The sequence below is a fragment of the Ruminococcus flavefaciens genome (assembly GCF_900119075.1).
Taxonomy (GTDB): Bacteria; Bacillota; Clostridia; order Oscillospirales; family Ruminococcaceae; genus Ruminococcus; species Ruminococcus flavefaciens_Q.
Genome location: NZ_FPIP01000008.1, coordinates 91,812 through 107,827 on the forward strand (window position 1 = coordinate 91,812; position 16,016 = coordinate 107,827).

Genomic DNA, 16,016 nt, shown 5'->3' on the forward strand with positions numbered 1-16,016 from the left:
AAATAAAGCTGTCGGGAACCGTTTATCCCGACAGCTGTTTTTTTAGTGGCTGTTTGTCTCAGCGTTCTTATTAATATAATCTGTAAAGCTTATCTTATTTTTGTTTGTGGCATTATATGCGTAATAGGAAAGCACATATGAAGCGTCGATAGCGTTTACTGCGCCGTCATTGTTTACGTCGCAGTATGCCAGCTCATCGCTTGTGGGCTTGGACCTGCTGGTAGCTATCCTTGTGTATGTAGTGAGTATGATCGAAGCGTCGATAGCGTTGATAGCGCCGTCGCCGTTGGGATCGCCCAGTGAAGGCTTGCCTTTTGTTACGGGAGTTGTGCCTTCATTGCCGGTTACTGTATAATAATAAAATAATGTGTTAGAGAGGAGTTTATTTGTAACATCTTTGCCGTTGAGATCAACGGCTTTTTTTATGGTTATCTTGCATTCGTGATTTCCGACAGCCGAATCATCGGGTATCTTTATCTTAACTGTCGGATAGAAGAAATAGCCTCCGTAACTCTGCTGCTCAGCTGATAATTTCTTTTCAAGTATAACAGCTTTTGGATCATCAAGCTCAACATCATAGTCAAATTCCTTGAAATAATGGTCTTTGCCGTTGATATTGCCTGATACATAATAGCCTTTGTCGGTCAGCGTTCTTTCGTTACCTGCAAGCTTTTCGGCGCCGCTGGCTGCTCGGCTTATGCTCATCGAGGTTATTTTTACTATTTCAACCTCGGGATCGGGTCTTCCCGTATCCTTTCCGTTTTTGTCAAGTATGGAATATTTGCCGTTATATGTATTGAATTTAGATGTAACGTCTTTGCCGTTTTTGTCAATAGCTTTTGTTACAACGATCTTAAAGCCGTATTCGCGCATAGGAGTGTTTTCAGGGAATTTCAGCTTTGCCTGAACGGAATAGAAGTCGCCTAAATTGCACAGTGCATTCTTCTGTACGACCACATTTTTATCATCAAATACGAAGGCGTATTCAAAATCCTTGATCTGTTCACGGAATTTAAGGAGCTTTGCAGATGTTCCGCGGTCATCGTAAAGTTCAATGCTGAAAATGAAGGAATTATCGTCGCTGCCCTGTTTAAATTCATAGTAATCGCTGTTTGAAAAGCTACCTTTAAGGTTCAGTTCTGTGGTAGTCGAAGCTGTTGCTGCGTTAGCTGTAAAAAGACTGTCAGCAGAATTATCAGGTGCATAATTCACCGAGCCGCCTGCCATAAGAAGCGCCATAACAGCGGCTATCATTTTTGCTTTTTTCATGTTTTTAGTCCTTTCAGAAAATATGTCATAATAAATTATAGCCATTTTTATGCCGCGATTCTAATCATTTTTTGCGGTAAATAAAGAAAAATCGTCAAAACAGGTGCTTCACAGCAAAAAAATCATTGAACTGTTTATGAATGTGTGCTATAATGTGTTTATTATTAATTAACAGAGAGGCATTTTTATGAAAAAACTAAAGAAAATCGGGAGCTTTGCGGCGGCGCTCCTTATGGCCGCTTCACTCCAATGCGCATTTCCGCGTACCATGGCTGAGCAAAGCGCAGACGGACTTTTCATAAACGAGGTCTGCACCCAGAATAAAAGCAGCTTCAAAGACAGCCTCGGCAGAGCTTCAGACTGGATAGAACTGTATAACGGCGGCAGCAAGGATATCGACCTGTCGGGCTTCGGTATCTCCGACAGCGCGGATTCGCCGCAGAGGTTCGTATTTCCGTCGGGAACTGTTATAAAAAAGGGAGGATATCTCCTTGTAGTTGCCGATAAAAAGGCTGAGGGACTGACAGAACTTAATACAGGCTTCGGACTGAGCAAGTCAGGGGAGACTCTTATACTTTCGGCTCCTGACGGAACAGCTCTTCAAAAGCTTGAGATACCCGCCCTTGCGGAGGACTCCGCCTACGGACGTACAGCAGACGGCAGCTTTGCGGTAATGCCGCCAACTCCTGCTGCTGGAAACAAGAATATGCCTGCGGAGCCTGTATTCTCGCTGGAATCGGGCTTTTACAGCGCAGACAAGGTCAAGGAGCTGACTATCAGCTCGTCGGACACGGTTTATTATACCCTTGACGGCTCCGATCCGACCACATCAAAGACCGCAAAGGTCTACAGCGGCGCTATACCGATGTACGACAGAAGCGCTGATGAAGACGTCTACAGCAAGTATCAGCATGAGGAGAACAGCGCATATTCCATAACGCCTACCCAGTGGTTTGAGGCGAATCCCGAGAAAATGGACAAGGCAACTATCGTAAGAGCGGCCTCGAAGTCCGCTGACGGTACCTTTGGCAGAGTGTCCTCAAAGACATATTTCGTAATGGACGATGAAAAGCTGAAATACTACTCGGGTATCCCTGTAGTTTCTCTCGTTACCGATCCCGATAACCTCTTCGGCAAGGATAAGGGCATATACGTTACAGGTCAGCAGTACCTTGACTGGCTCAAGACCGACGGCACAACGGAAATGCCTGCAAATTTTATTTCAACGGGAAAGGCTTGGGAGCGCGAGGCTGATATCACCTATTTCAAGGACGGAGAGCTGGGCTTCTCGCAGAAAATGGGCATACGCATAAGAGGCTCGTCTACGCGGAACAGCGTTGTAAAGAGCTTCAATGTCTATGCAAGGAGCGAATACGGCGATTCAAAGCTGGATTATAAGCTCATTGACAACAATTATTCCGCAGATGACGGCAAGAAGATAAAGCGCTACGATTCATTCGGCCTGAGAGCAGTCTCATGGGTGGACAGGCTAAGAGAGCGCGTGGTAAATTCGTCTCTCCGCGATATGCCTGCACTGGCTACCTACGCAGATGACAGATGTATGCTGTTCATCGACGGCGAGCTTTGGGGAATGTACGAGATAACCGAGAAAGCCTCGGATTACTACATACAGTCCAATTACGGCGTTCCTGCGGAAAACGTTTCTTTAATAAAGAACGGCGAGCTTGAGGAAGGTCCTGACGACGAGCCGCTGAATCTTCAGCTTCTGGGTGAGTACTGCCGCGACAATGACCTGACAGTTCCCGAAAACTACGAATATGTGGCTTCGCAGGTTGACTTCGAGAGCCTTATCGACTGCTACTGCACAGGTCTGTACCTCGGCACATGGGACTGGCCTAACTACAACTATCTCATGTGGAGATACACAGGCGACGCCATAGACGGCAATGTCTACAGCGACGGCAAATGGCGTTTCGGCGCATTTGATTTCGATTATTCAGTGGGACTTACCTATGAGGATTTCGGCGATGTTGAGTCCTATCAGCACGACAGCTTCACAAAAATGGACGGTGTTTCGGACGCTATCCCCACTGTGATATTTGCGGAGCTCCTCAAAAATCCCGAATTCAAGCAGATGTTTGCGGATAAGTTCTATTCCTACGCCTACTCTGTATTCGAGTCGGACAAAATGGTGAAAGAGCTTGACGACGAGGAAAGCAGGTACATGGACTACATGACCATGACTGCATGGCGCTGGTACGACGGTGCTCCCGATACGGACTTTGATACGTTCATTGCGGAGCAGGAGAGCTTCTATCACGACGAAATGGACGTAATGCGCACCTTTTTCAAGAACCGCGCAGAATATGCCGTGGCAAATATGCAGAAATACCTCGGTATCTCCGATAATACCGCGACTGTTACCGTAACAGCACAGGGAAAGGGTAGTATTGCCGTTGATTCGGCAGATACAGCGCTTTCGGGAAATGTCTGGACGGGTTCATATAACAGCGGACAGAAGGTGAATATTACTGCAAAGCCTGAAAAGGGCTATGTTTTCGCAGGCTGGTCGGGAGCGGTGACTTCCGATTCTCCGACTATAACCGTTGACGCCGACAAGGCAGTAACGCTGACCTGTACCTTCAAGGAGGACTACAAGTCAGGCGATGTAGACCTTGACGGCAAAATAAAGGTAGCCGACCTGCTTCTTATGTGTAAATACCTCCGCGGAGCAGAAAGCTTCAGTCAGATGCAGTTCATGCTTGCTGACATGAACGATGACGGCGCCGCCGATATATTTGACCTTGTCCTGCTTAGAAAGGAACTTCTGAAAAAATAAACCATATCAAACAGCTCCCCGATGGGAGCTGTTTTGCTGTTATAGCGGCATTGCAGTCAAACATTAAGCAAATTAACAGAATGTTCCGCAATACGCTGTAATGTTTGATTGACAGGCTGAAAATACAGTGCTATGATATAATTGAAAGTATGTGTATCCGAGAGAAAAAAATTTTTTTCGGAAAAATAAAAATTTGGGTGCGTAAATTTCAGGTTTCATACGTCTAATAGATATAAAGCAAATTTGCCTTAAAAACATAAGGGGGTAATCTAATGGGAAACGATGCAGAGCGCTACCGCCGTTTCCTTGATGGTGATGATAATGGATTAATAGAAATAATTGATGAATATCATGAGGGAATGTCGCTTTACCTCAACAGTATAGTGAATAATATGTGCCTTGCCGATGATATAGTGCAGGAGACCTTCGTAAAGCTTGCCATTAAAAAGCCGCCTTTCCGAGGGAAGTGCTCATTCAAAACGTGGCTTTTCACTATTGCGAGGAACTGCGCAGTCGACCATCTGAGGAAGGATCAGAAAATTTCAGATTTGTCTCTTGATGAACATCTTGTTATATCCGATGTTACCGACACAGAAAAGGAATACTTCAAGGAAGAGCAGAAAAAGGAGCTTTACAGAGCTATGAAGCGCCTTAATCCCGAGTATTATCAGGTGCTCTACCTAATGTATTTCGAGGACCTCGATACCTCGGATATAGCAAGGATAATGCACAAAGCAAAACGACAGGTCAGCGATCTGATTTTCAGAGCGAGAAAGTCGTTGAGATCTGAACTGGAAAGGAAGGGCTTTATTTATGAGAGATACTAAGGATATCGCAGAAGCCGTATTCAGGATACGTGACGAGCATCTTGCAAGGCAGAGAAGAAAGCGCATACGTGCCGAGAAAGCCTGCGCCGCAGTTTCGGCTATTGCTGCCGCAGTTGTCATAACCGCCAAAGCAGCCGACCTTGCTTCTGACAGCAAGCCTTCGCGCCAGCCTGAGATGAGCTCGGTAATTGCTGTGACTACCGAGGCTGCAAGCGAGACGGTTACCGATGTGCGCAGCACCGAAGCAGATGTATCGACTGTTGTCACCAATACAACAGCTCCTGTAAAAACTACAGCAAAGCCCGTGACTTCCGTGACAAAAGCCGCTTTCTCCATGATATCATCAGCCGCAGGAAACAAAGCAGTGAATACTGTGACAACAGTATCAAATGCTGCAAAAGCTGACACAAATGCTGACACGAACAACACACAACCACCTGTTACTACCGATATCAATGAAGATGATTGCAAGGAGGTAATCAGAATGAAGGTAATGGAAGTAAAAAAATATCTTGCTGCTCTCTCAGCAGCTGCAATGGCATCAAGCGGAGTAAGTATGCCTGCAAATGCAGAATCCCTGTATACTCCGAAGCCTATAGACTCTCTCGCAGACGCTGTACTTTATATTGAAGAGAATACCGATAAAATGGATTTTGATGGCAGCGGAAAGCTTGACGGATTCGATGCTTATGCTCTTTTCACATATATGAATGAACCTGAGTCACTTCCTGATGGCTATGCTGAAAGATGTGCTGCATATGGAGATTTCAACAAGGACGGAGCTATTGATACTCTTGATACCGATCTGCTCAGAGAGGTATGTGAGATCAGATATACACAGGAAGATTATGTAAATTATTTTGAAAATAGGGAATATCTTATTCCTGCTGATGCAGAGCTTAAAAAGCATGTCTGCAGGACCATATCTCCGGATGCTCCTGCCGAGGTAAGAGAAAAGCTGCTGAATTCTGTTTATGTTGACGAAAGCTATACCTATGGTTCGGATGAGAACAGAAACAGCTTTATTGATTACTTCTTCTTCAATTTAAAGAACGTAGCATATTCATTGGATAAGTATAACGACGCATACTATAAGAGATTCCTCGAAAACTATGATGCAGAAAAGTACAGCTTTGACATAAATGAAGACGGAGTTGTTGATCTTAAGGACCTCTATGATATATACATCTTTGATGTAGCTTCTGCCGATGAGGAAGGCTTTTTCAGCAATAATTACTATTTCGGTCAGTTTAACTTAGTGGAGGAAGTGATGGGCAATACTGTTTGTATTCACGCTGATTACGAGCATCCGCTCCGTTCACGCCTCTCTATGCCGGAAGAGTCCAAGCAGCAGATCTGGGATAAGTGCAAGCCTTTATACGATTATGTTTATTCGTTTGTAGATTACAACAAGGACGATATGCCCTTATGTAATCTGAATTCGTTTGACATTATTGCAAGATATATCATCAGCAATACGGATATCGACATTATAAATAAAAGAAGTCTGTATTATGTTCAGTATCGTGGAGAAATTATGCTCTGTGACCACTCTGTAAGCGAGGCATTTGTAAGTGATCTGGACTCCATTTTGCGCAAAAACTTTAATAAGGCAGATGGCAATTATAACGAAAATCCTATGGGAAACGAGTCTTATAAGCGCTATCTGGCTATTGCAGATCACGATTATATGCATGATAACGATATTTTCAGAGCAATGATAGCTGAGACAAAGGATGTGCTGAAAAGCGGTCTCAAAAATGATATGTTTGATATAAACAAGGACGGCAACATAAACACTCTGGATTCGTATGTATTTAGTCTGTATGTTAACGACATCAGCGCAGGCAGAACAGCTGAAGAAAGCATCCTTCCTGCTGATATGTGGAATTTCATCGACCAGAATGTAGAGCTTGACAATGATGATATCCCGGGAACATTCGGCGATTTCATGATTTATGAGTCAGTTGTAGGTATGCCATACGAGCTGCCTCAGTACAAGCTTGATATCTACTACCTCCAGCTTCTTGAGAAAAAGGGACTGGTAGACCTCAGCGATATCAGACCATATATCGAGCAGCTCTGCAAGGACAAGGAAGCAGGCGACGTTGATTTCGACGGCAAGTTAACAGCTATCGACGCAAGCTATGTGCTCAGCTACTATGCGGAAACATCTGTCAACGCAGAGATAAGCAATGTTACGGTAGCTCACATGGAGTATATGGCAGACCTCAACACAGACGGAAGAGTAAACAGCGTAGACGCTTCCGAGATACTTTCGACCTATGCTGAAAATGCAGTAAGCAAATAAGGTGATATAACATAAAAGCCATGCAGGAATGTCTCCTGCATGGCTTTTTCCTTTATATGATTTCAGCTTCGGAGAAAGGATTTGCAATAAGCCACGAAAAGTGGTAGTATTATAAAAGAATGCAGCGAAAAATGCGAAATAAAAATTTTTTTGAAAAATACTGCGACATCTGCCGCTTTTCTTTCGTATAAGTAACAAATGGAAATATTTCCTGCCGAAAGGAGGACATATGGAAAACGGTATTAGTAGCTACAGCCGTTTCCTATCAGGAGATAAAGACGCAATAGACGAAGTTATTCGCGATTATAAGGACGGTCTTGTTTATTTCCTTTACAGCATTATAGGTGATATGGGGCTGGCAGAAGAAGCTGCCATAGATACATTCGTAAAGCTATATGTTGAGAAGCCTGCCTTCAGGGGTACAGGCAGCTTCAAAACATGGCTTTACACCATTGGAAGAAACAAGGCAATAGATATAAAGCGGAAATTCTCGAAATTCAATTCAGTGTCCCTTGATAATGCGTTTGACATCTCTGACGAGGAAAATATTGAACAGAAGGTCATAGATGATGAGCGGCGTTCTGACCTGCGCAGGCTCATCTCAAATCTCAAACCTGAATACAGTCAGATACTGTACCTCATATTCTTTGAGGAATTCCAGAATGACGAAGCGGCTGAGATAATGAAAAAGAACAGCAAGCAGATCAGAGACCTGCTTTACAGAGCAAAATCCGCTCTGAAAAAAGAAATCGAAAAGGAAGGAGCAGTGTTCTATGGACTATAAGACCATGGCGGAGATAGTTAAATCCCGCGGCGACCGTATATTAGAAGAGCGCCGTATACGCAGGGTACGTATCATAAGGATCACCTCAGGCGTTACAGCTATGTGTGCCGCTGCGATCATCGGCTTGGGGATATGGCATAGCAATACTGCAAAGGATCCTTCGTCCCTCGATTTCAATGAGAATACTACAGTTGAAACAACAGCCGCTGTTTCTGATGTTACAACTGTAACTTCTGACAATAACAATACAGTGACAACAGAGACTGTGACTGCAAAGACAACTGCCGCAGCTCCTGTAAATACAACTCAGACTTCTGCGGCGGTCACAGCGGCTGCCGTAACTCAGCGTACCGCTGTAAGCACTGCCGTGCATACAGCGCCGCGGAGCACTTCACAGACAGCCCGTGTATCACAGAGCACTTCCGTTACAGCTGCTGATGTTACTGTTACGACCGAAAAGGTGACTATTACTGATACGCATAGGAGGGTATACTATATGAATAAAATGTCAGCAGGATTCGCTGCTATGCTTGTAGCTTCATCGGCAATATCACAGCCCGTGAACGCTGTCAACGATACAGGCATGAGAAGCGTCCCCTTTGAAGTAATGAGCACAAAATATGACATAAACGAATTCGGATTCGGTGAATGGCATAAAAACGAAACAAAAATTGATGTAAATAAGGATGGTAAATTCAATGTTCATGATATTTATTGCCTTTATCGCTTATCAAACGGCGATGGAGCTTCTTTAACAGACGATACGGCATATGATTACAATAACGACGGCTGCTTTGACGAGAGCGATGTAAACGACCTCATCTATTACTACACCTGCTATAACAAGATCGGGAGAAATATCCTCGATCCCGAATACTATGCCGCTGACGATAAGGCTGACAAGCAGACGCGTGAGGACTTTGTAAAGTACTTTATCGAAAGTACAGAGGTATTTCACGGTATGTATGATATAGCTGCCGAAGCTATCGAGTCAAACAGGTCTTATCTTGATGTTGACGGCAATGGCAGATTCGATATGGGCGACGTAATGGATATCTACTTCTTCCAGAAGCTGTTTGACGAGCCAGCCGTTACCTACGAAAATATGGACCGCGAGGCGCTTTCCTATGAGGATAAGCTAAAGGTCTACAATGAGCTTTCAACTGTAAAATTCCCCTCTGAGTCAGAGGCAAAATGCCTTGAGCTTTTCAGCAAATTGGAAGATGACAGACTTGCTGAAGCTGTATTCTCGGATTATCTCATAAGATATTACATTGATAAAGAATCATATCAGCCCGAATACTCAGATCATAACTACTTCGATACATTATGGGAGTCAAGATACGACGAAAGAAGAGACTATTCACCGAGATTCAAGGAAATCCTCAGGGATTTCGAGTATACAGTTGAGGATACGGAAAGAGAAATGGGACTTCCGAATTCAGATGTAAGAGCTGATGTTGATCTTTCCGATATCGAAGCTGAATACAAATTATATAAGGAAAAGGCAGAAAAAGGTCTGCTTCCCGAGCCCGATGTGAATCTCGACGGAGCAATAACCTTTGTTGACCATTATGCGGTTGAAGATATATACAACAACTACAGATATGCAAAGAACGAAAGATATTCAGATGATATTATAGATAATTTCCTCAGCAGATTTGACCTCAACGAAAACGGCATAAGCGGCGACGCTGCCGATTGCAGTATCGCACAGATATATATCTGTGAAAAGCTTGGCATAAAGACTAAGAAGGAAAAAGAATATGAGGAATTCAGAGATGCATGGATAAACGGAGAAGTCTCCAATTATCCGTGGGATGGAACGAACTGCCTTGACGGCACAAGATATCAGCTGACCGATCCCGACGACCTGTTCAGTCTCTGCGAGAATTACGTATATGCATTTACCTATGCTTCACAGAAAACAAGACAGTATATATTTGATAACTACTACGTGAATGTTGAAGCAGGTATCATGCCGCCGCCTGATGTCGACATGAACGGCGTTGTTGACGAGCACGATTATATCTGCGCAGAGAATACGCTTTACTCACAGACTCATACCTCCGAGAATGTCAATACAGTTCCGGAAAAGATAATGGACAATTATATCAAGAACTTCGACCTTGATGGCAGCGGAGTCAGCGGCGATGCAATGGATACAGCTATCCTGCTGGATTACGTTTCAAGGACCTGCGGCATAGCGGAAAGTGACCTTGAAACTATGGCATGGAACAACCGCGGTCAGTACACAAATACACAGCTCGCTGAGCAGACAGCTGAAACTACAACTACAGCAATGCCGAGAAAGTCTGCTCCAAAGATCGGCGACGCTAACTGCGATACAGACCTTGACCTTTCCGACGCAGTAATTATTATGCAGGCTCTTGCAAATCCTGACAAGTACGAGGTATGTGGTACATCGGAATACCACATCACCGAGCAGGGCAGGATAAACGCCGATGTTGACAAGTCAACTGAGGGTATGACTGTTAACGACGCCCTGTGCATACAGCAGTATCTTCTCGGAAATAAAAAGACATTGGAATAAGCAGGTTTGATATGACATAACCGAGCCCCGAGGCGCTGCCTCGGGGCTTTTTGCGTATTTCCGACATTATGAAATACCATTGTATTAATGCCTAAAATGAACTGCTGCAATTTGTAAGAAGTGCCAGTTTTTTATAAGTATTTGTGAACTTTAAATATATTTTATTGATGTTTATTCGCAAAAGTGATAAAATTATTTGTGGAAGTTAGGCGAAGCAGCTCCTTTACCAACATTATAATCAGAACTATTGAAATCTGTCTTCGCAAAAATATATTCATAATAATAAGAAAGAGGGCATTTATCATGGATTATGAACAGTTAGTAGAAGGTCATAAGAGCAGAACGTGCATTATTTCTGTTGAGCAGTATGAGGACGGCACCTACGGCAATATACGTGTCGTTGCTGCAAATAAGCTTCTGCGTGATGATGCCGACATGATATTTCATCACCCCTTTGTTCCTGATTCACCGTATTATTACTGCCTGCCGCAGGATAAGAATTTTGAGGACTTTATGTATCGCTGTGCCTGCCTTGGAAAGCCGCTGCACACATACGTTCATGTTGAGCATATGGGCTTGTGGGTAAATATGTTCCTTCTGCCTGTTGAATCTGACAGGGAAAACGTTGGATACTGCCTTTATTCCTGCGATATCTCGCCCTATGCAGACTCAGAGCAGCAGGCAAGCCTTGCTGCGGATACTGCTACAAAGGCTCTTGAAGTAAGTATCAAGCTGGGAAACGCAAATAAAGAAAACATTCAGCAGATATTTGATGAGCTCATAGAAGATATGCGTGAAATGTGCGGAGCAGATATCTGCGGTATACTTGTTTCTGATTTTAACGGAAAGCGATATGCATCTTTCTGTAAGGCAATGTCTCCCGAAAACTCTATACATCATGCAGATATCTGTAATGATACGACTTTTCTGGATATTGCCGACACATTTGATTCAGCCATAGGAGGCAGCTCATGCCTTATCGTAAAAGATGAAAATGATATGAAATGGCTGCAATCAGTAAATCCTGAATGGCATTCAATGCTGGTTGAGTTTAATGTGAAAAGCGTCATTCTTTTTCCGCTCAAGCATAACGATGAGACTGTCGGCTATCTGTGGGCTCTGAACTTCAATACAGAGGATACTGTCAGAATAAAGGAGACTCTTGAACTGACCACATACTTTATTGCTTCGGAAATTGCAAACTACAAGCTTATGAAGCAGCTTGAATACCTCGGCTCTATCGATATCCTTACTGCCTGCAAGAACCGAAATGCCATGAATAATGCCGTAGAAGATATCGTAAATGGAAAAAACAAGCTTTCAGAGCCATATGCGGTGGGCTTTTTCGACCTTAACGGTCTGAAGCGCGTAAATGACGAAAAGGGACACGGTGCAGGAGACGGACTTCTCCGTACAGCCTCTGCGATACTGAACAGCGTTTTCTATGACTGTGATATTTACCGTGCAGGCGGCGATGAATTCATGCTTATCGCTAAGGGCATGGACGAGAATGCTCTCAAAGAAAGATTGGCTCAGCTTTACGAGAAATCCGCTATCGATGCCGATGTTAATTTCGCGGCTGGCTATTGTATCGTGCAGAACGGCGAAGACATTCGCACAGCAATGCGCATTGCAGATGAAAATATGTACATAAACAAAAACGAGTACTATGAGAAGCACCCCGAACTGAAATACAGATGATCATTTAAACTTTACAAGGAAAACAGCTCCCGAAAGCATTTTTCGGGAGCTGTTTTGATATTAACAATGGACATGGACAATATCACCAAAAGATGTTCCTTACAGTATTTGATGAACTGTGTGAACGAAATATTGCGGAAATAGTTTGTTGAGGTAAAAATAATGTTAAAATTGTCGTTAAAATATCATTATATTACAAAACTCCTGACCAATTATTGCGGACTAAACCCCAAAAATTGCGGTGTTGTTAATAGCTTATTTACTTTTGCCTCTTAATATTGTATATTTACTTTAAAGATATTAGACAATTATGCCATACATTAGGCATAATAACAGTTTTGGGTGGATTATTTATCACAATGTTTCTTCTGGCTGGGACATTCAGAGGTCAGCTGTACCCTCTCTTATACGGCTGTTTCTGCATTAAACCAGAAAAATTGTCCTGTTTATTTTACGGAACGTTATTCAGGACTACAATAATAAAAGGAGTGATTGAAGTGAAACTTTCAAAAATGAAGAAGATCATCAGCGGAACCGTATCCGCAGTGATGATCGCAGCGTCCGTCCCCCTCTCAGCTAATGCGGGCGGTTTCAATTTCGGCGGCGATAACGGCGGCATGACATGGGGCGGCTGGGGAAATAACGGCGGCGGACAGGACTGGAGCGGCTTTGCGGGCGGCTTCGAGACCAACGGCAACACCAACATAGGCTCAGACGCAGGCAGCGGCGGAAACGCTCAGTCAGGTCTCAACTCTCAGATCAAGGGCGATATGCCTACAAGGGTACCGAATGGCGCTGAAAAGACAAGCCAGTGCAAGGTGGAGAACAAGACCTATAACTGCAAATTTACAGGCAAGCAGAAAAAGTGCAACGTTATTCTCCCTCCGAACTATAATTCAAGCAAGAAGTACCCTGTAATGTTCGTTCTCCACGGAATCATGGGAAGCGAGAACGACATGGTAAGCGGCATGGGCGTTCAGGAGCTCATGACAGGTCTTATGTCAAGCGGTCAGGCTGAGGAGTTCATCGTTGTAACTCCGAATATGTTCACAAGCAAGACTATGAACAGCCCAAGCGGTATCAACCAGCAGACCTGCGCAGAGTACGACAACTTCCTCTATGACGTTACAGACAGCCTTCTTCCTTTCATCAAGGAGAATTATTCCGTTAAGGAAGGCAGAGAATATACAGCTATCACAGGCTTCTCAATGGGCGGCCGTGAGGCTATCTACTGCGGACTTATGCGCCCCGACGTATTCGGCTATGTAGGCGGCGCCTGCCCTGCACCGGGTATTACCCCAGGTAAGGACTCGTTCATGACTCACCCGGGCTGTATGCAGGAGAGTGAGATGAAGTTCAGAGATGTAGGTCCCGAGCCTGCTGTATTCATGATAACAGGCGGAACCAACGACAGCGTTGTTGGTACATTCCCTAAGCAGTACAGCGACATTCTCACAAGAAACGGCGTTAATCACGTTTACCAGTCTATCCCCGGCGGCGGACATGACGCAAATTCTGTAAAGCCTCATCTCTATACATTCATGAGATATGCTTTCAAGGCTTCAGCAAGCGAGCCTGTTACAACAACTACTACAACTGCTGTAACGACTACAACTACTAAAGTAACAACAACTACCACAGCAGAACCCGTAGTTACTACAACTACAATGCAGAATGAGCAGAACTCACAGGGCGGCGGCTTTGGCGGCGATATCTCCACAAAGGTAACTAAGTGGGGCGACGCAAACAACGACGGCACAGTTGATATGGGCGATGTAGTTCTTATCATGCAGTCTCTTGCTAACCCTAATAAGTATAAGCTTTCAGAGCCGGGTATCTACAACGCAGACGCTTATGAGGCAGGCGGCGGTATTACTTCAAACGACGCACTTTCTATCCAGAAGTACCTTTTAGGTCTGATAACAAAGCTCCCTGAGAGCTATTCGCCAAATGTGACTACAGCACCTGTTACTACAACAGTAACAACAACTGCTGAAGTGACAACAACTACTACTGCAGCTCCTGTAGCAGGCGGCGCTCTGAATGACAACTTTGATTCAGGCTTAGGCGACTGGACAGGCAGAGGCGCAGCTTCTGTTACAGCTACAGACGCAGCATATTACGGTTCATCAGGAAAGTCTATGTTCATCACAGACAGAAGCGCTGAGTGGAACGGTGCTGCTATAAACCTCGGTTCAGATTTCCAGCCGGGTCAGACATACAGCGTAAGTCTTGCAGCTCTCCAGATGTCAGGCAGCTCAGCTGAGATACAGATTTCTCTCCAGCAGGGCGGCAACGGCGGCGGAAGCGCTGTTTACACATCTATCGCAAAGGCTACCTGCGAGAGCGGCGTCTGGACAAAGATAGAGAACACATCATTCACTATCCCTGACAATGCAGGAGATATGGTGCTCTATGTTGAGACTGTTGAGTCTTCGGGAGATACTATGGATATTTATATTGACGATGTACTTGTTGCAGCTGAGGGCACAAAGTCAGCAGTTACAACAGGCGGCACAGGCAAGGTGCCTGAGATAGTTGTTCCTCCTACACCTACAGTAGACACTACTAAGTGGGATAACTACAAGGAGACAGCTTCGGCTCAGTATATCGACTTCTACAAGAGCTCGATAAAGCACATGGGCAACACATACAGACTTACTCAGAAGCTTACTGCTGCTGAGAGCGGTTCACCTCTGACAGTTGCTTACCTCGGCGGTTCTATTACCGAGGGCAAGAACTACACAACACCATTCTCCAACTACCTCAGGACAACATTTGCTAAGGGCAGCTTCAAGGAGATAAATGCAGGTCTTTCGGGAACATCTTCCGTTGTAGGACTTGTCCGCAGCGAGAAGCAGATAGTCGAGCAGAAGCCTGACATCATCTTCCTCGAATTCTCAGTTAATGACCATGAGGATATCATGTACAAGAAGTGCTTCGAGAGCTGTATCAAGAAGTTCCTTGATATGCCTAACGAACCAGCTGTAGGTATCATCATTACCCGTGCAAAGGGCGGCTTCTCCAGCCAGTCACAGATGTATCCTATCGGTAAGAACTTCGATATCCCTGTAATCAGCATGGACGACGCACTTACAAAGGCGTTCAACAGCAAATTCCTCCAGCCCGGCGACTACTACACAGACGAGTATCACCCACACCAGAAGGGCGGACAGCTTGTAGCTGACTGTATGGCTTACTATGTTCGTCAGGCATTAAAGAGCGAGAACCAGTCCGCAGGCTATACTCAGCCTACTAAGTACGTATACGGCGCAGAGTATGCAAACTGCGTGAACGTTGATCCTAAGAACCTGACAGGCTTCAATGCAGGCTCATGGAAGTCAGGCGGCGGTTATAACAATAACCCTGGCCTCAACTACTCATACACACTCAACGGAGGCAGTCCTATGACCTTCAAGACACAGGGCAAGGGACTCATCATCGTATTCAAGGCTAACAGCTCAGGCATGGGCAGCATCAATGTAACTGTAAACGGCAAGACCACAAAGGTAAACGGCAATAAGCAGTACACATGGGGCGGTCCTGACGCAGAGCTTGGCTACTATCAGGCTACAACAGGCGACCTTGACGTTTCTATCAGCGGAAGCGGCAGCTTCACGATCTGGGGCATAGGTCTTATCAAGTAGAACTGATACTAAAAGGCTTCAACTTTATGTTGGAGCCTTTTTTACGTATAAAAACATAATCCCCGAAGGAGAGAAAGCTTCGGGGATTTTAAACTCAGTTCCGAATGGGGAAGTTCGGAACGT

The 16,016-nt window shown here is 44.6% G+C and carries 8 protein-coding genes; 7 read left to right on the plus strand and 1 reads right to left on the minus strand.

What is annotated here, in order from left to right; all coding sequences use genetic code 11:
- Positions 1-42: 42 nt before the first annotated feature.
- A complete protein-coding gene (locus BT105_RS11560; RefSeq protein WP_072300881.1) occupies positions 43-1,269 on the minus strand; it encodes a dockerin type I domain-containing protein in 1,227 nt (408 codons plus the stop codon).
- A 187-nt stretch (positions 1,270-1,456) separates the two neighbouring features.
- Here BT105_RS11560 and BT105_RS11565 point away from each other — a divergent pair, with 187 nt between their 5' ends.
- The 7 genes from BT105_RS11565 to BT105_RS11595 all read left to right on the plus strand — a co-directional run bounded on the left by BT105_RS11565 (position 1,457) and on the right by BT105_RS11595 (position 15,893).
- Positions 1,457-4,069 carry a CotH kinase family protein gene (locus BT105_RS11565; protein ID WP_072300882.1) on the plus strand — a complete coding sequence of 871 codons (2,613 nt, stop codon included), beginning with the start codon at positions 1,457-1,459 and terminating at the stop codon, positions 4,067-4,069.
- Positions 4,070-4,341: 272 nt separating this feature from the next.
- Entirely contained in the window at positions 4,342-4,896 is a 555-nt protein-coding gene (locus BT105_RS11570; RefSeq protein ID WP_072300883.1) for an RNA polymerase sigma factor, read from the plus strand.
- A complete protein-coding gene (locus BT105_RS11575; RefSeq protein WP_072300884.1) occupies positions 4,883-7,207 on the plus strand; it encodes a dockerin type I domain-containing protein in 2,325 nt (774 codons plus the stop codon). Before BT105_RS11570 ends, BT105_RS11575 begins: the two co-directional genes overlap by 14 nt.
- Before the next feature lie 229 nt (positions 7,208-7,436).
- Positions 7,437-7,991, plus strand: a complete 555-nt coding sequence (locus BT105_RS11580) for an RNA polymerase sigma factor (RefSeq protein WP_072300885.1) — start codon at positions 7,437-7,439, stop codon at positions 7,989-7,991.
- A complete protein-coding gene (locus BT105_RS11585) occupies positions 7,981-10,545 on the plus strand; it encodes a hypothetical protein (protein ID WP_072300886.1) in 2,565 nt (854 codons plus the stop codon). The genes BT105_RS11580 and BT105_RS11585 overlap by 11 nt, the downstream gene beginning before the upstream one ends.
- A 303-nt stretch (positions 10,546-10,848) precedes the next feature.
- Positions 10,849-12,246, plus strand: coding sequence for a sensor domain-containing diguanylate cyclase (locus BT105_RS11590; RefSeq protein ID WP_072300887.1), 1,398 nt, complete (start codon positions 10,849-10,851; stop codon positions 12,244-12,246).
- A gap of 497 nt (positions 12,247-12,743) precedes the next feature.
- Positions 12,744-15,893: a carbohydrate binding domain-containing protein gene (locus BT105_RS11595; protein ID WP_072300888.1), complete on the plus strand. Its 3,150-nt coding sequence runs from the start codon at positions 12,744-12,746 to the stop codon at positions 15,891-15,893.
- Positions 15,894-16,016: the final 123 nt, after the last annotated feature.